Source organism: Xanthobacter sediminis (assembly GCF_043195015.1).
Lineage (GTDB): Bacteria > Pseudomonadota > Alphaproteobacteria > Rhizobiales > Xanthobacteraceae > Xanthobacter.
Genome location: NZ_JBAFWH010000002.1, coordinates 296,688 through 320,688 on the forward strand (window position 1 = coordinate 296,688; position 24,001 = coordinate 320,688).

At 69.9% G+C, this 24,001-nt stretch carries 22 protein-coding genes; 5 read left to right on the forward strand and 17 right to left on the reverse strand.

Annotation, left to right across the window (positions count from 1 at the left end):
• From V5F61_RS03285 to V5F61_RS03305, 5 genes are all read right to left on the reverse strand, one after another.
• Positions 1–1,368 carry a CmpA/NrtA family ABC transporter substrate-binding protein gene (locus tag V5F61_RS03285; RefSeq protein WP_393987332.1) on the reverse strand — a complete coding sequence of 456 codons (1,368 nt, stop codon included), beginning with the start codon at positions 1,366–1,368 and terminating at the stop codon, positions 1–3.
• Between the two features lie 79 nt (positions 1,369–1,447).
• Positions 1,448–2,632 (reverse strand): NAD(P)/FAD-dependent oxidoreductase, encoded by a 1,185-nt coding sequence (locus V5F61_RS03290; RefSeq protein ID WP_393987333.1) that lies wholly within the window; start codon positions 2,630–2,632, stop codon positions 1,448–1,450.
• A gap of 142 nt (positions 2,633–2,774) precedes the next feature.
• Complete coding sequence (locus V5F61_RS03295; protein WP_393987334.1) at positions 2,775–3,635, reverse strand: sulfurtransferase; 861 nt, start codon at positions 3,633–3,635, stop codon at positions 2,775–2,777.
• A 122-nt stretch (positions 3,636–3,757) separates the two neighbouring features.
• Complete coding sequence (locus V5F61_RS03300; RefSeq protein WP_393987335.1) at positions 3,758–4,873, reverse strand: acyl-CoA dehydrogenase; 1,116 nt, start codon at positions 4,871–4,873, stop codon at positions 3,758–3,760.
• Positions 4,874–4,947: 74 nt separating this feature from the next.
• On the reverse strand, positions 4,948–5,520 hold the full coding sequence (locus tag V5F61_RS03305) for an OsmC family protein (RefSeq protein ID WP_393987336.1): 573 nt from the start codon (positions 5,518–5,520) through the stop codon (positions 4,948–4,950).
• Positions 5,521–5,780: 260 nt separating this feature from the next.
• On the opposite strand from V5F61_RS03305, the gene V5F61_RS03310 reads away from it, so the two are divergent.
• Positions 5,781–6,470: a TetR/AcrR family transcriptional regulator gene (locus V5F61_RS03310; RefSeq protein ID WP_393987337.1), complete on the forward strand. Its 690-nt coding sequence runs from the start codon at positions 5,781–5,783 to the stop codon at positions 6,468–6,470.
• A 171-nt stretch (positions 6,471–6,641) separates the two neighbouring features.
• Here the strand turns inward: V5F61_RS03310 and V5F61_RS03315 are convergent, their stop codons facing one another.
• From V5F61_RS03315 to V5F61_RS03325, 3 genes are all read right to left on the reverse strand, one after another.
• On the reverse strand, positions 6,642–9,776 hold the full coding sequence (locus V5F61_RS03315; protein ID WP_393987338.1) for an efflux RND transporter permease subunit: 3,135 nt from the start codon (positions 9,774–9,776) through the stop codon (positions 6,642–6,644).
• Positions 9,776–10,999, reverse strand: coding sequence for an efflux RND transporter periplasmic adaptor subunit (locus V5F61_RS03320; RefSeq protein ID WP_393987339.1), 1,224 nt, complete (start codon positions 10,997–10,999; stop codon positions 9,776–9,778). Before V5F61_RS03320 ends, V5F61_RS03315 begins: the two co-directional genes overlap by 1 nt.
• A gap of 108 nt (positions 11,000–11,107) precedes the next feature.
• Entirely contained in the window at positions 11,108–11,749 is a 642-nt protein-coding gene (locus V5F61_RS03325; RefSeq protein ID WP_393987340.1) for a TetR/AcrR family transcriptional regulator, read from the reverse strand.
• A 203-nt stretch (positions 11,750–11,952) separates the two neighbouring features.
• Here V5F61_RS03325 and V5F61_RS03330 point away from each other — a divergent pair, with 203 nt between their 5' ends.
• Entirely contained in the window at positions 11,953–12,666 is a 714-nt protein-coding gene (locus tag V5F61_RS03330) for a sulfate transporter family protein (RefSeq protein ID WP_393987341.1), read from the forward strand.
• Between the two features lie 85 nt (positions 12,667–12,751).
• On the opposite strand, the gene V5F61_RS03335 is transcribed toward V5F61_RS03330, so the two are convergent.
• From V5F61_RS03335 to V5F61_RS03345, 3 genes are all read right to left on the reverse strand, one after another.
• Positions 12,752–14,107: an ABC1 kinase family protein gene (locus tag V5F61_RS03335; protein WP_393987342.1), complete on the reverse strand. Its 1,356-nt coding sequence runs from the start codon at positions 14,105–14,107 to the stop codon at positions 12,752–12,754.
• Between the two features lie 30 nt (positions 14,108–14,137).
• Positions 14,138–14,626, reverse strand: coding sequence for a DUF6790 family protein (locus V5F61_RS03340; protein WP_393987343.1), 489 nt, complete (start codon positions 14,624–14,626; stop codon positions 14,138–14,140).
• A gap of 78 nt (positions 14,627–14,704) precedes the next feature.
• Positions 14,705–15,580, reverse strand: coding sequence for a LysR substrate-binding domain-containing protein (locus tag V5F61_RS03345; protein ID WP_393987344.1), 876 nt, complete (start codon positions 15,578–15,580; stop codon positions 14,705–14,707).
• Positions 15,581–15,679: 99 nt separating this feature from the next.
• Between V5F61_RS03345 and V5F61_RS03350 the strand changes: the two genes are divergently transcribed.
• On the forward strand, positions 15,680–16,099 hold the full coding sequence (locus V5F61_RS03350; RefSeq protein WP_393987345.1) for a tautomerase family protein: 420 nt from the start codon (positions 15,680–15,682) through the stop codon (positions 16,097–16,099).
• Positions 16,100–16,217: 118 nt separating this feature from the next.
• Here V5F61_RS03350 and V5F61_RS03355 read toward each other — a convergent pair whose 3' ends face one another.
• Both V5F61_RS03355 and V5F61_RS03360 read right to left on the reverse strand, forming a co-directional pair.
• Entirely contained in the window at positions 16,218–16,877 is a 660-nt protein-coding gene (locus tag V5F61_RS03355) for a DsbA family protein (RefSeq protein WP_393987346.1), read from the reverse strand.
• Between the two features lie 122 nt (positions 16,878–16,999).
• The gene (locus tag V5F61_RS03360) at positions 17,000–17,524 is read right to left on the reverse strand and encodes a DUF721 domain-containing protein (protein ID WP_393987347.1); all 525 of its coding nucleotides are present in this window, start codon (positions 17,522–17,524) and stop codon (positions 17,000–17,002) included.
• A 95-nt stretch (positions 17,525–17,619) separates the two neighbouring features.
• Between V5F61_RS03360 and mutY the strand changes: the two genes are divergently transcribed.
• The gene (gene mutY / locus V5F61_RS03365; RefSeq protein ID WP_393987348.1) at positions 17,620–18,729 is read left to right on the forward strand and encodes an A/G-specific adenine glycosylase; all 1,110 of its coding nucleotides are present in this window, start codon (positions 17,620–17,622) and stop codon (positions 18,727–18,729) included.
• Positions 18,730–18,816: 87 nt separating this feature from the next.
• On the opposite strand, the gene V5F61_RS03370 is transcribed toward mutY, so the two are convergent.
• The 4 genes from V5F61_RS03370 to V5F61_RS03385 form a co-directional block, all read right to left on the reverse strand.
• On the reverse strand, positions 18,817–20,013 hold the full coding sequence (locus V5F61_RS03370; RefSeq protein ID WP_393987349.1) for a site-specific DNA-methyltransferase: 1,197 nt from the start codon (positions 20,011–20,013) through the stop codon (positions 18,817–18,819).
• Positions 20,014–20,103: 90 nt separating this feature from the next.
• On the reverse strand, positions 20,104–20,766 hold the full coding sequence (locus V5F61_RS03375; RefSeq protein ID WP_393987350.1) for a hypothetical protein: 663 nt from the start codon (positions 20,764–20,766) through the stop codon (positions 20,104–20,106).
• A 77-nt stretch (positions 20,767–20,843) separates the two neighbouring features.
• Entirely contained in the window at positions 20,844–21,989 is a 1,146-nt protein-coding gene (locus V5F61_RS03380) for an OpgC family protein (protein ID WP_393987351.1), read from the reverse strand.
• 212 nt (positions 21,990–22,201) lie between these two features.
• The gene (locus V5F61_RS03385; protein ID WP_393987352.1) at positions 22,202–22,735 is read right to left on the reverse strand and encodes an Hsp20/alpha crystallin family protein; all 534 of its coding nucleotides are present in this window, start codon (positions 22,733–22,735) and stop codon (positions 22,202–22,204) included.
• A gap of 443 nt (positions 22,736–23,178) precedes the next feature.
• Here V5F61_RS03385 and V5F61_RS03390 point away from each other — a divergent pair, with 443 nt between their 5' ends.
• Positions 23,179–23,997: a TrmH family RNA methyltransferase gene (locus V5F61_RS03390; RefSeq protein ID WP_393987353.1), complete on the forward strand. Its 819-nt coding sequence runs from the start codon at positions 23,179–23,181 to the stop codon at positions 23,995–23,997.
• Positions 23,998–24,001 lie beyond the last annotated feature (4 nt).

A 24,001-nucleotide genomic window follows, 5' to 3' on the forward strand; every position in this document is an offset into this window, starting at 1 on the left:
TCAGCTCCGCTTGATGGCGAAGGAGGCGAGGTATTGCTCGGGCTGGGCCGGGTCGAACACCTTGCCCATCACCGAGAAGCTCTTGGTGGTGGCGGTGGGCGGGGTAAGGCCCATCTCCTTCATCACCTTGGCCGCGTCGGTGGCGAGGAAGACACGGTTGGCGATGCCCTGGTAATCGACCTCGCCCTTCACCTGGCCCCAGCGCTTCATCTGGGTCAGCATCCACACCGCGAAGCTTTCCCACGGGAAGGGATCGAAATCGATGCGGTTCGGGTCGTCCTTGATCTGGCCGAGGCCGTTCGCATACTTGCCCACCAGCACCTGCTCCAGCACGATGGGCGGGGCGTTGAGATAGGCGGCGGGGGCGATGGCCTCGGCGATGGCCTTGCGGTTCTCGGCCTTGGAGGCATAGCCGGTGGCGTCCACGATGGCCCGCAGCAGCGCCGCATAGGTGTTGGGCATGGTGGCCATGAATTCGCGGCTGGCCGCGAACGAGCAGCAGGGGTGCCCGTCCCACATGGACTTCGACAGGGAGTGGATGAAGCCCACGCCGTCATAGACCGCGCGCTGGGCCACGTTGTCGGGCGCCAGGAAGCCGTCGATGTTCTCGGCGCGCAGGTTGGCCACCATCTCCGGCGGCGGCACCACGCGCAGCTGCACGTCCGTGTCCGGGTCGAGGCCGTTTTCTGCAAGCAGATAGCGCAGCAGGTAGTTGTGCATGGAGAAGTCGTAGGGAATGGCAAGCTTCATGCCCTTCCACGACTTCACGTCCATCTTGTCCTTGTGCTTGATGCCGAGGGTGAAGGACTGCCCGTTGATGTTCTCGATGGCCGCCGCCACGAACGGGATGGGGTTGGAGCCGAGCCCCTGGGAGATGGCAAGCGGCATGGGCGCCAGCATGTGGGCGGCGTCGTATTCCTTGTTGATGGTCTTGTCGCGGATCACGGCCCAGCCGGCGGTCTTCACCACGTCCACGTTGAGGCCGTGCTTGGTGTAGAAGCCCATGGGGTGCGCCATGATGATGGGGGTGGCGCAGGTGATGGGGATGAAGCCCACCTTCAGGTCGGTCTTCTCCGGCTTGCCGGTGTCGGCGAAGGCCTCGGTGGCGGCGTCCAGGGGGAAGAAGGTGGCGAGCGCGGCGGCAGCGGTGGAGGCGCCCACCGCCTTGAGGAAGGCGCGGCGCTTCATGTCCTGCGGGAACAGCGCGCGCATGAGGCCGGAGGCGACCACCTCCCGGTAGCGGGTTTCGTCGTCGAGGTTCCCCGCCCGCTCGGCCGCCAGGTGCGCCTCCGCGCTTTCATGGCGCCCGCAGGCGCACCGCCCCGACAGCTTCGACTTCGTTGAGAACGGGTTCGAGAACATCGACATCGACAGATCTCCTTGGGCTGAAACGGGAAAGCGGCGCACGCTTCGCAACAGGCGTGCCAGCGGGTGACGCAGGGTCGGCTCAGGCGGGGGCGGGGGTGGCCTGCGGCGCCGGGGCGGCCAGGGCGCGGCGCGCCAGCATGTGGCTCTTGGGATCGTTGACGGAGCACACGGCGACCAGCCGCTCTCCCGCGAAATACCGCACGCTGAAGCGTCCGGCGGAAATGTCGCCCTCGCATTCGGTGCGGGTGAAGCCGTCCAGCAGGCCGGCGATCTGCAGCTTCACATCGTATTGATCGGACCAGAACCAGGGCACGGGATCATAGGTGACGGGGCCGCCGGCGATGGATTTCGCGGCCGCCTTTGCCTGATCGATGGCATTCTGCACGGATTCCAGGCGCACCCGCCGCCCATAAAGCGCACTCGGGAAGGAGGCGACGTCGCCGATGGCATACACGTCGGCCATGCTGGTTCGCGCCTGGGCATCCACCTTGATGCCGTTGTCGAGGGCAATGCCCGCTTCGGCGGCAAGCTCGGTGTTGGGCACGGCGCCGACGGCGCTGAGCACGAGATCGGCCGGCAGCACGCGGCCATCGGAAAGCTCGACCCCGCTCACCCGGTCCGTGCCGACGAGGCGCGCCACCCCCGTGCCGGTGAGGAGGGTCACGCCGTGGCCCTCGTGCAGGGCGCGCGCGAAATCGGAGATGGTGGCGCAGGCGACGCGGGCGAGCAGGCGCGGCTGGCCTTCCACCAGCGTCACCTCCAGCCCGAGCTTGCGCGCCTTGGCGGCCACCTCCAGCCCGATGTAGCCGCCGCCGATGATGACGAGCCGCGCGCCCGCCACCGCTCCGGCACGGAAGCGCTTCACGTCGTCGATGGAGCGGATGGAGTGGACGCCGGGCAGGTCCGCCCCCGGCACGGGCAGGTCGCGGGCGCGGGTGCCGGTGGCGAGCACGAGCGTGGAATAGGGCCGCCGCGTGCCGTCGGCCAGCTCCAGCACCTTCTCCGCCGGCAGCAGGCGCGCGACGCGGGTGGCGAGATGCACCTCGACGCCGCTTTCCGCATAGAATTTGGGAGCCTTCAGCTCCAGCCGCTCTTCGCTCATCTCGTCGCCCAGATAGGCCTTGGAGAGGGGCGGGCGCTGGTAGGGCAGGTAGGGTTCGTCGCCATAGAGCGCGATGTCGCCGGCGAAGCCTTCCGCGCGCAGGGAGGCGATGGCCTGGGCCGCGGCCTGGCCGGCTCCGACGATGACGAGGGGCGCGCTCATGGGGGTGTCTCCTGGATGACGTGAGGGGAGGCATCGCCTCGGTGCCGCGCAGGGGCGCCGCGCGGCGGATCGGGACGCTGCGGGATCGGCCGAGGCTGCGCCGCCCCGGCCGGGGCCGCAAGGCCGGCCGCTCCCGCGGCGCTCAGAGGCCGGCGGCCGGGTGCCCTTCCTCGATGGGCAGGGCTGGATCGCGCGACCACTCGTTCCACGAGCCGAAATACATCTTCACGTCCTTCACCCCCGCCTCCTTGAGGGCCAGGAAGGTGTTGGACGCCCGCGCGCCCTTGAAGCAGTAGAGATAGACCGGGGTTTCGGGAGAGATGCCCACGGTGGCGCACTCGGCCAGGATCTCGGGCGCGGACTTGAAGCGCGGGCCCTCCCCCGTGGGCTTCATCATGCGGTACCACTCGATCCAGACGGCGCCGGGGATGCGGCCCTTGCGCGGGCAGAAGTCCTTGCCATAGGGCGAGGAGCTTTCGCCGATCCACTCGTCCACGTCGCGCACGTCGAGCTTGGCCACCTTCGGGTCGGCCACGGCGGCAAGCATGGCGGCGGCGTCGATGACCACCTCGCCGGCCGCATCGTCCACCGGGAAGGCGGCGGGGGCGGGGCTCGGCACCTCGGCGCTCACCGGCAGGCCGGCGGCGCTCCAGGCCGAAAAGCCGCCGTGCAGCACCTTGATCTTCGGATAGCCGAGGAAGGTGAGCAGGAAATAGCCGCGGCAGGACTGGCCGAAGCCAGAGGCCATGGACTGCTCGTAGATCACCGCCGTTTCGGCGCCGGAAAGGCCGGCCTTGCCGAAGGCATCGGCGAACTTCAGCCGCAGCTCCGCATGGCCTTCCGGGGTGGAGGTCGCGAGATAGGTGAAGATCTCGTTGAGGTTGACGGCCCCCGGAATGTGCTCCGCCGCGTAGCTCGCGGTGTCACGGGTGTCGATGACCACCGTGGGCTCGGACGACATGAGGACGGACAGTTCGGACGGCGTAATCAGCACTCCGCTCATGGTAATCCCCTCTGGAAATCAGGCTGAACCGAGACAGGCTGGAAGGTGTGATGGCTTTGCCATCTTGTTTTCGGCGAGGGATTCTTCCCTCGTCCGTCAGGAACTGCGGGGAGAGGCCGGCCTCAGGCCGGTATCTGGTCCAGCATCAGCCGGAGCTGCTTGGTGGCCGGGGTCACGATGGCCACGAAATAGGCCTCGCGCAGGCGCCTCTGGCAGCGGTGGGCGGCCACGTAGCCGCGCGCACCGCAATGGAGCATGGCGTTATGGGCCGCCTGCACACTGGTTTCGCCGGCCAATAGCCGCGCGGAGACGACGCGCCGCCAGAAGGCATCGGAGGTGTCGAACGGATCGGCGGCGAGCGCGGCCACCTCGGCCTCGATGGCGGCCAGCGTCTCGGCCATCTGGCCGGGCTGCACCTCAAGATGGCGGTTCACGTGGCCGAGCGGGCTCTCCACCTCGCGCATCAGCGCGATGCAGTCGCGGATGAGGCCCACCGCCATGCCCGCCTGCAGCAGGATGAAGCCGGCCCGCATCTTCTTCACGAAGGGCATGGCGTCGTCGGCGAGCACCATGTCGTCCGGCACGAACAGGTCGCGCACCTGCACGCCGTAGGTGCCGGTGCCGTCCATGGAAAGGAAGCGCTCGCAGGGCTTCAGGGTGATGGCCGGGTCGGCGCAGTCGAACAGCGCCATGACGGGCGCCTCGCGGCCCTCCACCGCGAAGATGCCGCCGAAGACATGGTCGGCGCCGAGGTTCGAGACCCAGGGCAGGATGCCCTTCACCACATAGCCGCCGGCGACGCGCTTGCCCTTCAGCTTCAGCGTCTCGATGCCGTAGAACGACTTCATGGGATTGGAGAGGGCGGTGCCGCCAAGGATTCGGCCCTGGGCGGCCGCATCGAGATATTTCTCGCGGGCGGCGACGTTCTCGGAATTCACGAGGTACCACACCAGCGTGTTCTGGCACCACGCCATGAAGCCGGTGGAGACGCACTGCGCGGACACCAGCGACATGCCCTCGATGGCGTCGCCGAGCCTGTGGCCCTCGTTCAGGTGCAGGCGGAAGGCGCCGGCCTCGGCGAGGCGCTGCAGCACTGTGGTGGGGTAGGTGCCTTCATCGATGGCGCGGGCCCAGGCCGCAAGGTCGCCCGAGGCGATCTTGCCGATCTCGGCGAGCGCCGCCTCGGGCGGCGGCGGGGCGGCGGCGACTTCAGCCGTGGATGCGGTGGCGGCGAGCATGTCGATCCTCGAAGGCGGGAAGGGCGCGCGCCCGGCCCCGTGCCGGGCGCGTCGTTCGTCGTCTGCGGCCGGGCTCAGGCGAGGCCGACCTCGAGGTTCACAGGGCGGACGAAGGTGTTGGCCACCGGCGACCACTTCTTCACGTGGGCGATGAGGGCGTCGATGTCGTCCTTGGAGACGCCGTCGCACTCCATCTCCACCTTGATGCGCACGTCGGTGAAGCCCACCGGCTTTTCGCTCACGTCGCCCGTGCCCCACACGGCGGTGATGTTGAGGTCACCTTCCAGGTGCAGTTCCAGCTTGCGCACGGTCCAGCCGCGGTGGATGGCATTCGCGTGCAGGCCCACCGCGATGCAGGAGCCGAGCGCGGCCAGGGAGGCCTCGGAGGGGTTCGGCGCGGTGTCGTCGCCCAGCAGGCCCGGAGGCTCGTCCACGATGTAGGGGGGCAGGCTGCGGATGTAGTTGGCGTGGCGGAAGCGGCCCTCGGCCACCGTCTTGCACTTGAGGGTCTTGATGACCTTCGGATCGGCCTTGCCGGCTTCGATCAGCTTGTCGAGGCCATCCTTGCTGATAGGGGCGAGGCAACCCGTGGCCGCTTCCGGCGCGAGGCAGCTGGTGAGCACGGTGTTGGGGGCGGGTGCAGACATCTCAATCTCCTTGGTGCGCCTGTGAAGACAGACCGGTCTGTCTAATGCAGATGGCGTGCCAAGCAGGGGCGGCTGCGGCCATGACTTCGGAGAATCGCCTCAAGCTCCCATGTGGCCTACATTCCCGCCGGGATTCGCCGGCTGCGTCCCGGCACGATCCCTGCTAGATGTAGTCAGACAGGTCTGTCTTTTTGCCTGCTAATGCGGCAGAGTGGCGAGGCCTCATGCAGGACCTGCTTCAGGAAAGAGCGAAGGCGAAGATGGCGCGCTTGACCACCCCCCCCTCCCGCACGGCTGCCCCGACCGCGCCCGCCACCGCCATGCCGTCCAAGCCGCGCAATCCCCACGGCGGCGCCCCCGCGCAGGGTGCCGAGGGCGCGGAACCCAAGGCCCGCGACCGCATTATCGCCGCCGCCACCCGCCTGTTCTGCCAATACGGCATCACCGCCGTGGGGGTGGATGCCGTGGTGGCGGAGGCCGCCACCGCCAAGGCGACGCTCTACAAGACCTTCGGCTCCAAGGAGCGGCTGGTGGAGGCGGTGCTGGAGAAGGAGGGTGCGGCCTGGCGTGACTGGTTCATAGGCGAATTGCTGAAAGGTGAGGCAACGCCGCAGGCGCGCCTGCGCCGCGTGTTCCCGGTGCTGCGCGAGTGGTTCAACGACGATGCCTTCTTCGGCTGCCCCTTCATCAACGCCGTGGCCGAGACCGACAAGCGCGACGACCGCATGCGCCAGATCGCCCTGAACCATAAGAAGGTGGTGCTGGACACCCTGACCGATCTTGCCGCCAAGGCCGGCGCGCGCGACCCGAACGGCCTTGCCCACCAGCTCGGCCTGCTGATCGACGGCGCCATCATTGCCGCCATGATCACCAAGGATTCCAACGTCGCCCTGCTGGCGGGCCAGAGCGCTGACGTGCTGCTGCGCGGCCTGTGCGCTGACGCCGCCTGAGGCGGGCGGCGGCGCTGCGCTCTTTTCCTGACGGATTGGAAATTTGCGCCACGCCCTTGGGAGGACGCCCCGCGGCGCGGCGCTCAGCATGCCCTCTCCCGCGCGGGGAGAGGGCCTCCGAGTGCCCGGCGAAGGCGACGCGCGCGCGGCCGATGACAACGGTGCTGCGGGCTATTCCGCCGGGTGCGCGGGGCGGCCGGTGCCGTGTCCGGCGTGGTCCTCGGGCTCGTCCTTGCTGCCTACGAAGCGGCCGAACAGGCGGCCGAGCAGGCGGCTCAGGTCGTCCATCACCGTGAACACCGCCGGCACGAACACCAGCGACAGCACGGTGGAGGTGATGAGCCCGCCGATGACCGCGATGGCCATGGGCGCGCGGAAGCCGCCGCCTTCGCCCAGCGCCAGGGCCGAGGGTAGCATGCCCGCGGCCATGGCGATGGTGGTCATGACGATGGGCTGCGCCCGCTTGTGGCCGGCCTCCATCAGGGCGGTGAAGCGGTCGGCCCCCTGCTTGATGGACTCGATGGCGAAATCCACCAGCAGGATGGCGTTCTTGGTCACGATGCCCATCAGCATCAGGAAGCCGATCACCACCGGCATCGAGACGGAATTGCCGGTGATGAGCAGCGCGATGAACGCCCCGCCCACCGAGAGCGGCAGCGAGATGAGGATGGTGATGGGCTGCAGCACGTCGTGAAACAGCAGCACCAGCACCGCGAGCACCAGCATGAGCCCGGCCCCCATGGCGAGCGCGAAGCCGGTGAATACCTCGCCCATGATCTCGGCGTCGCCCGCCTCCTTGAGGGTCACGCCGGGGGGCAGGTCGCGGGCGGTGGGCAGCGCCTTCACCGCGTCCACGGCGGTGCCGAGGGGGGTGTCACCCACGAGGTCCGCCTCCACGGCGATGCGGCGCGCACGGTCGTAGCGGTCGAGGGCGGTGGGGCCCTTGCCGAACTGGATGTCCGCCACCGCCGAGAGCGGCACCGCGCCGCCGCTGGCGGTCGGCACCTTCAGGGCATCGAAGGTGGACAGGGCAGTGCGCGCCTTCTCGTCGAGCTGCACGCGGATGTCGATCTGCCGGTCCTTGGCGGAGAATTTGGCGAGGTTGGCGGAGACGTCGCCGATGGTGGCGATGCGCACCGTCTCGGCGATGGTGTCCACGGAGACGCCCAGCTCCGCCGCCTCGTCCAGCTTGGGCACGATGCGGATTTCCGGCCGGTCCAGCGCCGCGGAGGACACCACGTTGGTGAGCACGGGCACCTCGTGCCGCATCTCCTTTTCCAGGGCCAGGGCGGCCTTTTCCACCGCCTCGCCGTCGTTGCCGGAGAGCACCATCTGGAAGCCGCGCTGGGCCGCCTGCCCGTTGGAACTCCAGGTGAAGCGCATGTCCGGGATGGCGGAGAGCGGGGCGTTCAGCGACGCCTCGAAGCTTTTCTGGTCCATGGTCCGCTCGGCGCGGGGCTTCAGGTTGATGACGATCTGCGCCTTGCGCACCTCGCCGGCGAGCATGGCGAGCCCGCCCGAGCCGCCGGCGCCGGCGGTGGCGAAGACATTGGACACCTCCGGCCGCTCCAGCAGCATGCGGGTGATGCGGTCCGACACGTTCTGCGTCTCCGCGAGCGTGGTGCCCGGCGGCAGCTCGATGGAGACCATGGAGCGGGAGATGTCGTTGGTGGGCAGGAAGCCCGAGGGCAGCAGCGTCGAGAGGAAGATGGTGCCGACGAAGATGCCGAGCCCCATGGCGATGGTGAGGAAGCGATGGTGGAGCGACCAGTTCAGCAGCCGCATGTAGCCCGCCATCACCGGCCCGTCATGGGTGTGGCGGTGGCCGTTGTCGCGCAGGAAGTAGGCGGCCAGCAGCGGCGTGACCAGCCGCGCCACCGCCAGCGAGAACAGCACCGCGATCGCCACCGTGAGGCCGAACTGCTTGAAATACTGGCCCGCGATGCCGCCCATGAACGACACCGGCGCGAACACCGCCACGATGGTGAGCGTGGTCGCCACCACCGCGAGGCCGATTTCGTCCGCCGCCTCGATGGCGGCACGGTAGGGAGATTTGCCCTGCCGCATGTGGCGTACGATGTTCTCGATCTCGACGATGGCGTCGTCCACCAGGATGCCGGTGACGAGCGTGATGGCGAGCAGGCTCACCCCGTTGAGCGAGAAGCCCAGCATGTCCATCACCGAGAAGGTCGGCAGGATGGAGAGCGGGATGGCGAGGGTGGTGATGATGGTGGCGCGCCAGTCGCGCAGGAAGATGAACACCACGATCACCGCCAGGATGGCGCCCTCGATGAGCGTGTGCATGGCGGACTGGTAGTCCGCCTTGGTGTAGCGCACGGTGGTGTCGATCTCGGTGACGGTGACGTCGGGGTGCAGGGCGCGCAGGCTGCCGACCGCCTCCTGCACCCTGTCGTAGACGGTCACGTCCGAGAAGCCCTTGGCGCGGTAGACGCCGAAGGCCACCACGTTCTTGCCGTCGAGCCGGGCGAACACCCGCGGCTCGGCGGCCCCGTCGGTGACCGTGCCGAGATCCTTCAGGCGCACGTAGCGGCCGTTGGAAAGGGCGATGCGGGTCTCCGCGAGGTCGTCCACGCTGCCCGCGCCGGCCAGCGTGCGGATGGACTGCTCCTGGGTGCCGACCTCGCCGCGCCCGCCGGAGACGTCGAGATTGGTGGCGCGCAGCTGACGGCTGACATCGGCGGCGGTGATGCCGAGCGCCATCAGCCGGTCGGGGTCGAGGGCGATGCGGATCTCGCGGTCGAGCCCGCCCTCGCGCTTCACCTGGGCGACGCCCCGCACCCCCTGCAGGGCGCGGGCGATGGTGTCGTCCACGAACCAGGACATCTCCTCCGTGCTCATGGAAGGGGAGGAGACCGCGAAGGTGACGATGGGCAGGCCCTCGATGTCCACGCGCTGGATCAGCGGCTCGTCGATGGAGCGCGGCAGCTCGGAGCGGATCTTGGTGACCGCGTCGCGGGTGTCGTTCACCGCGCGGTCCACCTGGGTCTCCAGGTGGAACTCGACGGTGGTGACGCTGGTGCCCTCGGAGATGGAGGAGGTGATGTGCTTCACCCCCGACACGCCGGCGATGGAATTCTCCACCTTCTTGGTCACCTGGGTTTCCAGCTCGCTCGGCGCGGCGCCGGTCTGGGTGATGGTGACCATGACGATGGGCACGTCGATGTTCGGCATCTGTGTCACCGGCAAGGTGCGGAAATGCACCAGGCCGAGCACCGTGAGGATGACGAACAGGACCAGGGTGGGGACGGGCTTGCGGATGGCCCAGGCGGAGATGTTGATGGCCATCAGCGGGCCTCGCCCAGGGAAAGCGGGGCCTCGACCGGATTGACCCTGTCGCCCTCGCGCAGGAAGCCGCCGGCGCGGGAAACCACATGCTCGTCGCCGGAGAGCCCGTGCGACACCAGCACGCTGCCCCGGCTCTTGAGGGCGGGGGTGATGCGGCGCGCCGCCACCGTGCCGTCGTTCACCACCAGCACATAGGCGCCGTCTGCGTCGAACATCACGGCCGACTGGGGCACCACCAGCCCCTCGCGCGCGCCCAGGGTCACCTGCGCGCGGGCATAGGCGCCGGGCTTCAGGCGCGGATCAGCGGGCAGGGCGATCTTGGCGCGGCCGAGGCGCGAGGCCTTGTCCACCTCGGCCGAGACCAGCCGCACCGTGCCCGGAACCGGTGCGTCGAAGCCGGCGGGGATCACCTCGGCCGAAAGGCCGGTCTTCATGCGCGGCATGGCGCTTTCGGGCACCTCGGCATCGAGGTCGATGGCGCCATCCTCGGCGATACGGAACAGGGGCTCGCTGCGCGCGGAAAGGGCGATGGCACCCACTCTGGCGGTGCGGGAAAGGATGATGCCGGCCTTCGGCGCGCGGATCTCGGTGCGCTTGAGCTTCACCTCGATCTCGTCGCGCTGGGCCTTCACCAGCACCGCTTCCGCCTCGGCCGCCGCGAGGCTTTCCTGGGCGGCGGCCACCTGCGCGGTGGCGACCTTCACGGCGCGTTCGCGCTCGTCCAAAGTCTCCTGCGAGGCGGTGCCGGTGACGCGCAGTTTGCGGGCGCGGTCCACGGCTGCGGCCGCCTCGGTCTGCTGGGCGAGGGCCTGGTCGAGGGCGGCGCGCTGCTGGGCGATGGCGGCCTTGGCCTTGGCGGCGCTGGCGGTGTTCTGGGCGAGCTGGGTGTCGAGCACCTCGCGGGAGAGGCGGGCCAGCACCTGGTCCTTCGCCACGCGGTCGCCGGCCTCCACCAGGATGCTCTCCAGGCGCAGGCCCTCCACCTCAGGCCCCACCTCGATCTCCTCGCGCGGGAGCAGGGAACCGGTCACCAGAAGGGTTTCCGGCAGGGTCTCTCGGCGTGGGCGCAGCACCGAGACGGTGAGCGCCGCGGGGGCGGCGGGGGCTGCGGCCGCCTGCCCGCCCTCTGCGCGCGCGGGGGCGGCCCCGAAGGTGCCGCCCGCTGTTCCCATGAGGCAGGTGGCGAGCGCGAGGGCGCGGGCGCGGCGGGCGAAGGCAGGCATGGTGAAGCGAACCTCGTTTGCAAAGCGGGAGGCACCCTGCCGGGCCGCGGCGGCATTCCCGTGACGGGGGCAGGGCGTAGGGCGGGAAGGAGAGGGCAGCACGGCGGCTCAGCCCGGTGGATCGGGCGCAAGCATCCGGCGCACCAGGGCAGTGAGGGCATCGATGCGCCCCGCGACGTTCCAGGCCGGGTGGAGCTGGTGGTGCAGGATCAGCCCGTCGGCCATGGCCTGGAGCATGATCATCACGTCGTCGAGGTCGAGGGCGGGGTCGATCTCGCCCCGTGCCATGGCGGCGCCGAGAGCCTCGCGCAGCTCGGCGCGTGCCTCCTCGTCGGCGGGTTCGATGGCTTCGCGCAGGGCGGTGTTGCGGATCGCCTCGGCCATGATCTCCGGCGCGAGCTGCGCCGTGGGCAGGGTCGGCTCGTTCAGCATCAGCCGCATGCAGTCCGTCAGCGCGTCCAGCACCGAGGGCGCGTGCGCCAGCTCGTCCAGCAGGTGCTGGCGCTCGCTGCGCTCGTCGGCGACGATGGCGGCGATCAGCTCCTCCTTGGAGCGGAAGTAGCGATAGAGGGCGCCGGGGCTCATGCCTGCCTCGGCGCAGATCTTCTGCATGGAGGTGGCATGGAACCCCTCCCGCGCGAAGCAGGCCATGGCGGCGGAAAGGATGCGTCGGCGCTGCTCCGCCCTCCGGTCGGCGGGAGCGCCGGGCGGCGGCGAGGCCGTGTGGGGCGAGGTGGGGGGCGATGCCATCTTCGCAGCGGTTTCCGGTTCCGGCGGCGCGCCGTGGCGCCAGGATGTGAGTGAACGTTCGTTCACATTCAACAAGCTTCTAGTGCCTTTCCACCTGATCCGGCAAGAGTGAACGTTCGTTCGCATGCTGCGGCGCAGCGCCGCCCCTTGAGCCCGGCGGCGGGAACGCCTACCTCTCGGCGGACACCGGAGCCCGAAGCGCCATGCTTGCCGCCGCCCTCGAAGCCCTGCGCCAGACCTTCTCGCCCCTGCTGCGCGGAGTGCTGCTGCGCTCCGTCGGCCTTGCCCTCGGCCTGCTGGTGGTGCTCGCCATCGGGCTTGAGGCGGCGCTGGGCCATTTCGTCCATGTGCCCTCCTATCCCTGGATCGAGACCACGCTGGCGGTGGTGGCGGGGCTCGGCTTGGTGTTCGGGGTGTTCTATCTGGTGCCTGCGGTCTCCTCCCTGGTGGCGGGCCTGTTCCTGGATGAGGTGGCCGAGAAGGTGGAAGCCGCGAGCTATCCGCAGGACCCGCGCGGCGTGCCCCAGCCGGTGCTGCGCTCACTGCTCTATTCGGCGCGCTTCTTCGGCGTGGTGCTGGCGGTGAACATTGCCGCCTTGATGCTGTTGCTGGTGCCGGGGGTGAACGTGGTCATCTTCTTCGTGGCCAACGCCTATCTCATCAGCCGGGAATATTTCGAGCTGGCCGCCATGCGCTACCGCAGCCCCGAGGAGGCGCGCGCGCTGCGGCAGGCCAATGCCACCACGGTGTTCATCGCCGGCCTGGTGATGACGCCGATCCTGCTGGTGCCGGTGCTGAACCTCATCGTGCCGGTGTTCGGCACCGCCTTCATGGTGCACCTGCACCGCCGCCTCGCACCCCTGCCGGCGCGGCGCGGGCCGGATGGCGGGCTCGTCATCGAGGGGCGGGCGCTCTGATGGCGTGGGCGCCGGCCTTTTCGGCCGGTGCCGGGAGAACTTTGCTCAAACGCCGTGCGGAGTGTGGTTCGAGGGGACGCGCCGCTCAGTGCAGGCCGGTGGCGGCGAGCGCCGCCATCTGGCGCACGGCCACCCGCCCCGCGTCGAAATCGCCGATGGCGGCCTCGAACAGGCGGTGAAAGTTGAGCTGCGCGCGCAGGTGCAGGAACACCGCGCCGAGGCCCACCGCCGCGCGGTCCATGAACACGAACTCGCGCGGCACCGTCACCGGCCCCAGGCGCTTCAGCTCGGTGTGCACCTTGAACGCCTCCTTGCGGCCGTACTGGCCGGGCGCCACGCCGTCGGCGATGGTGCGCACGCGGTCATCCATCAAGGGGCCGTAGATGAAGCGCGCCCAGATGTTCAGCGCATCGATCAGGTCGCGGTTGAGGCCCTTGAAGCCCCAGGTCTCGTAGGCGTGCACCACCCGCGCGGCGTCGCCCTCCAAAAGGCCGCGATAGAGGTCCACCACCCCCGCCACGAACGAGGGCGGGAAGATGCGGATGCAGCCGTAGTCCAGGAGATTGATGCCCGCCGGGCGGCCAGCCTCGTCCACGAACACGGTGTAGTTGCCGAGATGCGGGTCGCCATGGATGACGCCGAACCGGCTGAAGGGCTGCCACCAGGCGGTGAACAGTGCCTGCGCCAGCGCGTTGCGCTCGGCCTGGGCGTGGCGGGTGAAGGAGAGGATCTTCTCCCCCTCCAGCCATTGCATGGTGAGCAGGCGGCCGGTGGAGAGATCGGCCCGCACGGAGGGCACGCGCACCCGCGGCTCGTCCTTCAGCATCAGGGCGTAGAGGGCGGCGTGGCGCGCCTCGCGGCGGTAGTCGAGCTCCTCGCGCACGCGCTCGCCGATCTCGGTGGCGATCTCCCGCGTGTCGAGGGTGGAATCCATGCGCCGGTGGAGGGAGAACAAGAGCTGGAGCTGCGTCAGGTCTGCTTCCACCGCCGCCTGCATGTCTGGATACTGGAGCTTGCAGGCGACGGTTTCGCCGTCGAGCGTCACCGCCTTGTGCACCTGCCCGAGGGAGGCGGCGGCGGAAGGCTGGTGCTCGAAGCGGGCGAATCGCTTCTCCCAGTCGCGGCCCAGCTCGGCGCTCATGCGCCGCTTCACGAACGACCAGCCCATGGGCGGGGCGTCTGACTGCAGGCGCCGCAGCTCTGCGGCGTATTCGGGGGGCAGCAGGTCCGGCACCGTGGCCATGAGCTGGGCCACCTTCATGAGCGGGCCCTTGAGCCCGCCGAGGGCGGACGCGAGGGCGGCGGCGTTGTCGCCCGCCCGGTCGGCGCGGCCCAGCAGGCGGTTGCCGGCGATGCGCGCGGCCACCCCGCCCACATTGGCGCCCACCTTCGCGTAGCGTGCGGCGCGGGCCGAAAAGCGGTTTCTCTCGTCGTCAGCCATGCGTGCCTCCGCCGCGCCGGGGCCCCAGCCTCAGCTTCGCGCCCTCCGCGCCGTGAGCGCGAGCAGCACCAGCAGCGACAGGGGGGTGAGCATATCCGTGTAGAGGATGGGGCCGGCATTGCCCGCCGCCATGTTCCCCGTCTGCGAGATCTGCACCAGGTGGCCCACCGCCGCGCCGCCCAGGAAGCCCGCGGCCACCACCGCCACCCCCGCCCGGAAGCCCCAATTGGAATAGAAGGCGGCGACGACGCCGGCGAGGCCGATGCCCAGGTTCGCCACCCCCACCTCGAACTGGAACGGGCTCGGTGCCCAGCCGATGGCGCGCGCGGCCTCCTGCGCGAAGGCGATGTGGCCGAGCGCGCCCCACAGCCCCATCAGCCCCAGCGGGAACAGGCAGATGTAGCGCATGAGCCGGTCCGCGATCAGGCCGAAGGTGCGTGGCGCCGGGGCGCGGACGATGGCGAGGAGGGCGCAGGCCAGGGCCGCCGCCCAGGAAATGATCGGGACCCAGAACACCATGCGCGAGGCCTCCCGTCGTGCTGCGCCGCAAGGTGACAGATCACGCGCCCCATCGCCAGCGCAACATGCGCCGTCCCCTCAGGCCACGGCGTAGAGCGGGTGCTCGCGGCGGATTTCCTCGCCCAGGATCTCCTCCACCTTGGCGAAGGCGGCGGTGCGCGCGCCGGGCCGCCCGTAAAGCACGAATTCCATGTTCGGCAGCGGCGCGGTGGCGAGGTCGTTCACAACCGCGAGATCGTGCCGCAGCGAGCGGGGCGAGCGCACGGTGACGCCGAGCCCCGCGCCCACCGCCGCCATCAGCCCCGGCAGGGAGGGGCTGGTAAAGGCGATGCGGAAGCCGCGCCCGGCCGCCGTCAGCGCGGCGATGGCGGCGCTGCGGCAGACACAGGGATTCTCGAACAGCACCAGCGGCACCGGCGCGTCGCGGTCGAGCCGCAGGTGGCGCGCGGCGATCCACACCATGGGCTCGCGCAGCAGCACGGTGGAGGGCAAATCGGTGTCGTGGCGGAAGCCCACGGTGAGGTCCAGTTCCTCCACCATCAGCTTTTCCAGCATGGCGGCGGTGGAGCACACCCGCACCGTGATGGGTGCCTGGGGGAAGGAGCAGGCCACCCGCGCCAGGATGCGCTGCATCACCGCCTCGCCCACGTCCTGCACGAAGCCCAGCCGCAGCGGCTGGGCGAAGCTGCCGTGGACATGCTGGGTGAGCACCTGGTCGTTGAGGTCGAGCAGGCGGCGGGCATCATCCAGGAAGGCGCCGCCGCGCGGGGTGGGCACCACGCCGCGCCCCTTGCGCGCCAGCACCGGGAAGCCGAGCGTGTCGGCAAGGCGGTCCATCTGCAGGCTCACGGCCGACTGGCTGCGCCCCACCCGCCGCGCCGCGGAGGAGATGGACCCCAGCTCCGCCACCGCCACGAAGCTGCGCAGGAGATCGAGATCGAGGTTCCGGATCATTCCATGAGGTTAGCAAAAGAGTTGAATTTTTGAATTCAATTTTTTTCATGGGTGGGTGCCAGATAGGGTGAGTCGTCCCCAAGAGCCGAGGAGGCGCCCATGCCCTTGCTGAACGTGACCCTTTCCGCCGCGCCCGACGACGCTTTGGCCGCCGCCGTGGCCGAGACCCTGAGCGCGCTGACCGCCCGCATCCTGCGCAAGGACCCGGCCGTGACGGCGGTGTGCGTCGCCTTCGTCCCGCCGGAGCGCTGGTTCACGGGCGGGGTGTCGCTGGCGGCGAAGGGGGCGTCCTCCTTCTCGCTCGACATCCTGGTGGTGGACGGCACCAACACCAAGGACGAGAAGGCCGCCTATCTGGAGGCGGTGTTCGCCGCCATGTCCGGCCTGCTGCCGGGCCTCGACCCGAAAAGCTACATCCTGGTCTGGGAAGTGAAGGCCGACGCCTACGGCTATGGCGGGCAGACGCAGGAGCGGCGCTATATCGCCCGGCGCCTCGCGCAGGCAAACCTTGCGGCCTGAGGCGGCCCGAAATGCAGCAGGGCCCGGAGCGGGAGCTCCGGGCCCTGCTTTTCCTTCTCCATCCGCCGAAGCGAACCGGCACAGGTCAAAGACCGGTGCCGTCGGAATGACCTGGGACCTACTTGCCGGCCAGCAGCGGGGCCAGCTCCTTGTCCCACTCGGCGATGTCGAGGGTGCCGGAGAGCTTCTTGCCGTTCACGAAGAAGGTGGGGGTGGCGTTCACGCCCAGCTCGGTGTTGGCGTACTTGGCACTGTCCTGCACCTTCTGGGCGAGGTCCTTGTCGCTCAGGCACTTCTCGAACTCGGCCTGGCTCATGCCAGTCTGGCGCACCACGGCCAGCAGCGCGGCCGCCGGGTCCTTGCCGTAGGCCCAGGTCTTCTGCGTCTCGAACAGGGTCGAGACCATCGGGAAGTATTTGTCCTGCGGGGCGCAGCGCGCCAGCATGAAGGCGGCGGTGGCGACCGGGTCGAACGGGAACTCGCGGAAGATGAAGCGCACCTTGCCGGTGTCCACGTACTTCGTCTTCAGCTCCGGGAACACCTTGGTATGGAAATCCGCGCAGTGGCTGCAGGTCATGGAGGCGTATTCCACCACCGTCACCGGCGCGTCGGGATTGCCCAGCGCCTGGACGGTGAGGGGGCTCGCGGCCGGCGCCATCACCTTCGCCACGTCGGCCGACTGGGCCTTCGCGTCATGGGCGGTGAGGGGCAGGCCGAAGCCGGCGAGGAGGGCGGCGACGCCCGCTCCGGCAAGGACGCGGCGGCGGTCGAAGGTCATGGTCGTCTCCATGGGAAGCCGAAAACGCTGGGAATTCGCGTGAAATGAGGGGCCTGACGCCAATGTGCAGCGCGCTAGCATGTCGGGCGTGCGGCGGCAAATGGTGCGCGATCACAGATGGGTCAGGAGCCGCCCTTGGGTCCGCGCTCCGGGCCGCGGCGCTCGCGCCGCACCAGGGCGCCGAGCCGGGCGAGGGACGCCGCCAGCGCCTCGTCCTCGAAGGCGCCGATCTCGCGGCGCACCGCGCTCACGGTGGCGGGCTCCGGTGGCGGCATCGGCCGGGGGCGGGCATGGCGCGGGGGAACGGGCCCCTGGCGCAGCGCGATTCGCCCGACGCACCGCCAGCCGAAATAGACGTTGATGCGCTCGATCACCACCGGCGCGGCATATTGCATCTCGATGGCATAGGCGCCCTCCACCCGCACCACCAGCGTGGCCGGCTCGGTCTCGCTGCCGCGGGCCCATTGCAGCTTTACGGGCAGGGAGCGGGGCGCGAGATCCGGCCCCACGATCTCATCCCAGTGGGTCACCACCTCCACCACGGAGAAGCCCGCCTTGCCGCACACGTCGGCGATGGTGGGGGCCACGAAATCGGCAAGCGGGCGCGCGGCGCGCGGGCGGAAAACGCGGGGGGCGGGGCTTTTCATCGGTCGGGGTTCGGCTCGCTGTGCATCTCGCGTCGGGCGCGGCGCCCTGGCGGCACCCCCTTGCCGGGATGGGCCGGGGCGGCCACCTTGGGCGCATGACATCTTCGCCCGCCGCCGCCACGGGGACAAGGCCGCCCAAGGCGCCCGACTCCGCAGCCCTGCTCGCCTGGTACGATATCCACCGCCGCCGCCTGCCGTGGCGGGCGGAGAAGGGCCGGCGCGCCGACCCCTACCACGTCTTTCTCTCCGAGATCATGCTGCAGCAGACCACGGTGAAGGCGGTGGTGCCCTATTTCGGCGCGTTCCTGCGGCGCTGGCCCAGCGTGACGCATCTCGCCGCCGCGCCGCTGGAAGAGGTGCTCTCGGCCTGGGCTGGGCTGGGTTACTATGCACGGGCGCGCAATCTCCACGCCTGCGCAAAGGCGGTGACGGCCCGCCACGGCGGGCGCTTCCCCGCCGATGAGGCGGCGCTGCTCGACCTGCCGGGCATCGGCCCCTATACGGCGGCCGCCATTTCCGCCATCGCCTTCGACCTGCCGGCGAGCCCGGTGGACGGAAACATCGAACGGGTGGTCTCGCGCCTCCATGCGGTGGAAGAGGCGCTGCCGAAGGCGAAGCCGCGCATCAAGGCGCTGGCGGCGGCCCTGGTGGCGCGGGAGCGGCCGGGGGACCACGCCCAGGCGATGATGGACCTCGGCGCCACCATCTGCACGCCCAAGTCGCCCGCCTGCGCGCTCTGCCCCTTCTCCGGCGCCTGCCGGGCGGAGGCGGAGGGCACGGCGCTGCGCTATCCGCTGAAGGAGAAGAAGGCGGCGAAGCCCGAGCGCGTCGCCATCGCCTTCCTGGCGGTGCGCACCGACGGGGCGGTGCTGCTGCGCACCCGCCCGGACAAGGGGTTGCTCGCGAAGATGACGGAGGTGCCGGCTTCTCCGTGGTCTGCTTCGGAGGGGGCGATTCCGGCCGATCCCGCCCGCCATGCGCCGGTGAAGGCGCAATGGCGCGCGCTGCCGGGCGCGGTGCGGCACGTCTTCACGCATTTCGCGCTGGAGATGACGGTGTGGCGGGCGGAGCTGCCGGCGGACACCGTAGCGCCGGAAGGCCTGCGATTCGTGCTGCCGCGCGATTTCGAGGGCGAGGCGCTGCCCTCCCTCATGCGCAAGGTGATCGCCCACGGTCGGGCCGACCGGCCGCCGCCGAAGGCGTGAGGGAACGGGCGCGGGGCGGCGGCGTCAGAGCTTCGAGCTCACGCGTTTGCTTCGCGCGAACCGGTGTCCACTTCGCCCGAAAATGCTCTATTCCGCCGCGATGCCCATTTCCGAGCGCAGGCGGGCGCGCAGCACGTCGATGGGGTGGCGCCGGCCGTCCTGCTCCACGTGCCAGAAGGTCCAGCCGTTGCAGGCCTCGGCCCCCTGGGCGAGGGCGCCGACGCGATGGATGGAGCCCACCTTCTGCCCCTCTCCCGAAAGGGCGATGGTGCCATCCGCCCGCACCACGGCGCGGAAGCGGCCCTTGGCATCGGTGAGCTCGGCGCCCGGCGTCACCAGCCCGCGCTCCACCAGGGCAGAGAAGGCGACGCGCGGTGCTTCCCGCGCGCTCGGGGGGGCGATGAGGGTGTGCTCGGGCAGGGGCTCCACCGCCGCGATGCGGGCGCGGGCGGCCTCGGCATAGCTCTCCTCGCGCTCGATGCCGATGAAGCGGCGGCGCAGGCGCCGGGCCACGGCGCCCGTGGTGCCGGAGCCGAAGAAGGGATCGAGCACCACCTCGCCCGGCTTGGTGGCCGAGAGCAGGATGCGCGCCAGCAGCGCCTCCGGCTTCTGGGTGGGGTGGAGCTTGCGGCCCTTCTCGTCCTTCAGCCGTTCCTGGCCGGTGCACAGGGGGAACAGCCAGTCGGAGCGCACCTGCACGTCTTCGTTGCCGGCCTTCAGCGCCTCGTAATTGAAGGTGTAGCGGGCATCGGCGTCGCGCGCGGCCCAGATCAGGGTCTCGTGCGCGTTGGTGAAGCGCCGGCCCCGGAAGTTGGGCATGGGGTTCGCCTTGCGCCAGATGATGTCGTTGAGGATCCAGAAGCCCAGATCCTGCATCGTGGCGCCGACGCGGAAGATGTTGTGGTAGGAGCCGATGACGAACAGCGTGCCGTTCGGCTTCAGCACCCGGCGCGCGGCCATGAGCCAGGCGCGGCTGAAGGCATCATAGGCCTGGAAGCTCTCGAACTGGTCCCAGGCATCGTCCACCGCGTCCACGCGGCTTTCATCCGGGCGCTTCAGCTCGCCGCCGAGCTGGAGATTGTACGGGGGATCAGCGAACACGAGGTCCACCGAATGGGCCGGCAGCCGGGAGAGTTCCAGGATGCTGTCGCCCACCAGCACCTCGTCGAGGGGCAAGGCGGGCGGGGTTTTTGTGGCCAAGGGGGCGAATGACGCAAACTCACTCGGGTGCTCGCCGGACCGGCGGGGCGCCCGCGCGGGTGCCCCCTTGACCACACTACGCATGACGCAACCCTACGCAACGCTTACTCACGAAAGGGAGTATGGCTGCAAGGGGTTAAGGCGGGGTGAAGGGCGCGGCGCGGGCCCGCGGCATTACCGCGTCACGGCTCGCACGATGGCTTCCGCCACCAGCTCGGGCATGCACAGGCGGGTTCGCTGCTCGGCGGGGGAGGGGCCGTTCACCGGCATCGGCGCCTGGCCGGGCGCGGCGGGCTGGGAGAGCAGGTAGCTCGTGGCGGCGTATTGCTGCACCACGTTCATCTTCTCCTGGTCGGAGACGGCGTCGATCTGGTTGACGATGCGGCCGTAGAGCTGCTCGTGCGACACGTTGGGCACGAACGGCGGATCGATGAGGACGAGATCGATGTTCCGTCCCTTCAGATAGCCGGATGCCTGCTCCAGCGTGTGGCCGAATTCTTCCGGGTCGGTGGCGGCGAGGGCGTCGCCCGTGCCCACCTGCCAGATCACGAGGTCGGGTTCGTACTGCTCGATGGCGCTGCGGATGCGCTGGAAATCCTCCCGCGCCAGCCCCGGCTGGGGGCCTTCCTCGATGATGCTGAAGGCGATGTCGGGCAGGCGGCGGTTCAGCTCCACTTCCAGCCGGCTGCGCTTGTGCGGGGAGAAGGCCTGCCGGTCCGGCTGCGGGCCGATGAGCAGGATGCGCACCGGCTGGGAGCGGTCCACCAGGCGCTCGGTGCGCTTCAGTTCGCTGTCGAAGGTGAGGAGGATGTCCGGCACCCGGCAGGGCTTCGACATGTCGGCCCGCGCCGGCCCTGCCAGCAGGGGGAGCGTGGCCAGAAGCAGGGCCAGAAGCAGAGCTAGGCGCGCCGCCCTCATGCCCCCGGCGCGAGGGGCCGTGGCGCGCTCGCGCCCGGCGCGCGTGCGTTCACTGTGCGTCCGCCCTTCTGCCATTCGAGCGCCCATGCGAGCAACCACTGAAGCGAAAACCCGACTAGAACGATTAACAAATCAAACGATACAGCGCCATCAAATGCAGGCCGCAGCACCTGCGCGCCGAGGCTCAGCACCGTGCCCAGGCAGAACACCGGCAGGCCATGCCGCCCGATGAGGGTGAGCGGCGCGCTCAGGGGGGTGGCGCGAAGCCAGCGTTCCACCGGCAGCCGCGCGGCGCAATAGGCGAGCGCCAGCACGTGCAGCACGCGCGGCAGGTCCAGCGAGGACTTGTCGAAATCCCACATGAAGGCGGGCAGGGGCCACACTTCCAGCGAGAAGGGGAAGTGGAGCTGCGCCCATACGAGCGCCGCCAGCAGGTAGGCCGGCGCCAGGATGTCGAGGCTGCGCCGCGCGAATCGCACGCCGCCCCGGTCCAGCACCACGCCGATGGCGAGCCCGATGGTGAACAGGAGCTGCCACGCCAGTGGGTTGAAATACCAGCGTCCCGCGCCCGGCCACACCGGCGGGCCGAGGCCCGCGAGCTGGGTGGCCAGATAGAGCACCGCGGAAAAGCCGAGCGCGAGCGCGATGGAGCGCCGGGTGAGCATCACCAGCAGCGGCGCCAGCAGCAGCAGGCACACATAGAGCGGCAGGATGTTGAGATAGGCCGGCTGGAAGGTGAGCATCGCGATGCCCACCAGCGCTTCCAGCGGCGCCTCCATGATGACGTCCAGGTGGTACCAGGCCAGCACGCGGGTGTCGGCGGTCTCCACCACGAAGCCGCCGATGACCGCCACCGCCACCATCACCAGCGCCAGATGCGCCACGTAGAGGTTGAAGGCCCGGGTGACGATGCGCGCACCGACCAGCAGCCGCCGGCCCGGCTCGAACGGGCGCGCATAGGCGAAGGCCGCGGACACGCCGGCCAGGAGCACGAACAGCTCGGCGGCATCCGACACCCCGAAGTTGCGGAAGGTATAGGCGCCGAGGATATGGCCGGGGATGTGGTTGACGAAGATCGTGAGCAGGGCGAAGCCGCGCCAGAAATCAATGCTGACGATGCGCGAATCCGCCACCGCGTCCACCTCCGCTCTTCGCTGGAAACGTCAGCCCGCCCATCCCGTTCCCGCCCCAAGGCGGAAAGGCGCGCGCCGCGATGCAGCATGTCTAGGCGTGATTCATGTTCAAATGGTTGTCAATGGCCACCCAGGGGAAGACGCAGGGGAGCACGAAAGGGCAGGGCACCACGGCCCGCGTCGCAACGCGCGGGCCGTGGTGCGGCAAGGCGCCGGCCGCGTCAGGCGGCCTTGATCGTGATGGTCTTCTCCTGGCTGCGGGCCTGCGCGCTCTTGGGCAGGGCCACGGTGAGCACCCCCTTGGAGAAGCGCGCCTCCACCTTCTCGGGATCGACGCCCTCCGGCACCTTGAAGGCGCGGGAGAAGGCGCCATAGCGGCGCTCGGAGAGGTAATAGTCCTTCTCCTGTTCCTCCCGCTCCTCCTTCTTCTCGCCGCGGATGACGAGGGTGCCGTTGGCGAGCTTTACCTCGATGTCCTTCTCCTCCATGCCGGGAAGCTCGGCGGTGATCTCGTAGGCACCCTCGCGCTCGGTGATGTCCACCGCGGGCGCCAGCGCCGCCGCGCCGAGGCGCGGCCAGGGCAGGTCGAGCCCGCCGCGTGTGAGCGGGAAGCCGAGCGCGCCGAGCCGGACGTTCTCGAACACCTGCTCGATCTCGCGCCGGAGCTGGTCGAACGGCGAGGCGGACGGCACCGGAGCCGCACCGGCAGCCCGGCCGGGATCAACATTCACGGGGACTTTCTTGATGTCGGCCATGATCGTCTCCTTCAAGCGGACAATGACCGGCGGCACGGTCGCCGCCGTATCATCGGCTTCGCGCCGGCCGGGGATGGAACCCGGCGCCGGACACAGGAAGTCGAACGCGATCACTCGTTTCGGCCCGTCCCGCGAGGCAATGCCCGCGAGACGCGCCGGTGACGATGTCATGCGCCCGGAGGATGGCGGCATTGTGCCGGCCGCGCCTGCCTTGGAAGGGGGGATGCCTTCCAGGGCCCCGCGGTGCCCCGGATCAATGGGATGCGGCCATCTCCGTGGCGCATGAGCCTCATCAGCTGCGGGCATCAACTCCAGCGGGCACCTGCGCGCCTTGATGTACGTCAATACCAGGCGTTGCGTCGCTGGCATGGTGCGCGCGACGAGCGGCCGCTATAACGCGGCATCCGCGCGGCTTTTCTCCGCGCCCCTTCCGGCCTGCTCCTATGATCCTGCCTATCACCGACCCCGACGACCCCCGGATCGCCGACTATCGCGACGTGCGTGAGCGCGACCTCGTGGGCCGGCAGGGCCGCTTCATGGCGGAGGGCGAGGTGGTGCTGCGCCTCCTCGCCGCCCACGTGGACGTGGAAGGGCGCACCGCCCACGGCCACCGCCTGCTCTCGCTGCTGCTCTCGGAAGGGCAGGCGGAGCGGCTCGAAGACGTGCTGGCGGGCCTGCCCCCGCAGGTTCCGGTGCATGTGGCGGGGCAGGGGGTGATGGACCGCATCGTGGGCTTTCCCATCCATCGCGGCATCCTGGCGCTGGGCGCGGCGCGGCCGTCGGCGGAAGCGGGGGCGCTGCTCGCGGGCCTCGGGCTCCGTGCGCTGGTGGTGGGGGTCGCGGGCATCACCAACCACGACAACATGGGCGGCATCTTCCGCAACGCCGCCGCCTTCGGGGCGGATCTGGTGCTGCTGGACGCGGCGAGCTGCGATCCACTCTACCGCAAGGCCATCCGCGTCTCCGTGGGGGCGAGCCTCATCGTGCCTTTCGCCCGCGTGCCCGACGCCACCGCCATGATGGCGGCGCTGGAGACGGCGGGGGTGCCGGTGGTGGCGCTCTCCCCCGCGGGCCGCGAGCGGCTTTCGGCCTTCGCGCCGCCGCCGCGGGTGGCGGCGCTGTTCGGCACGGAGGGGCCGGGCCTGCCGGCCCACGTGCTCACCGCCGCGCGCACCCTCTCCATTCCCATGGCGCCGGGCTTCGACAGCCTGAACGTCGCCACCACATCGGGCATCGTGCTGCACCACCTGGCGGGGGTGTGAGGGC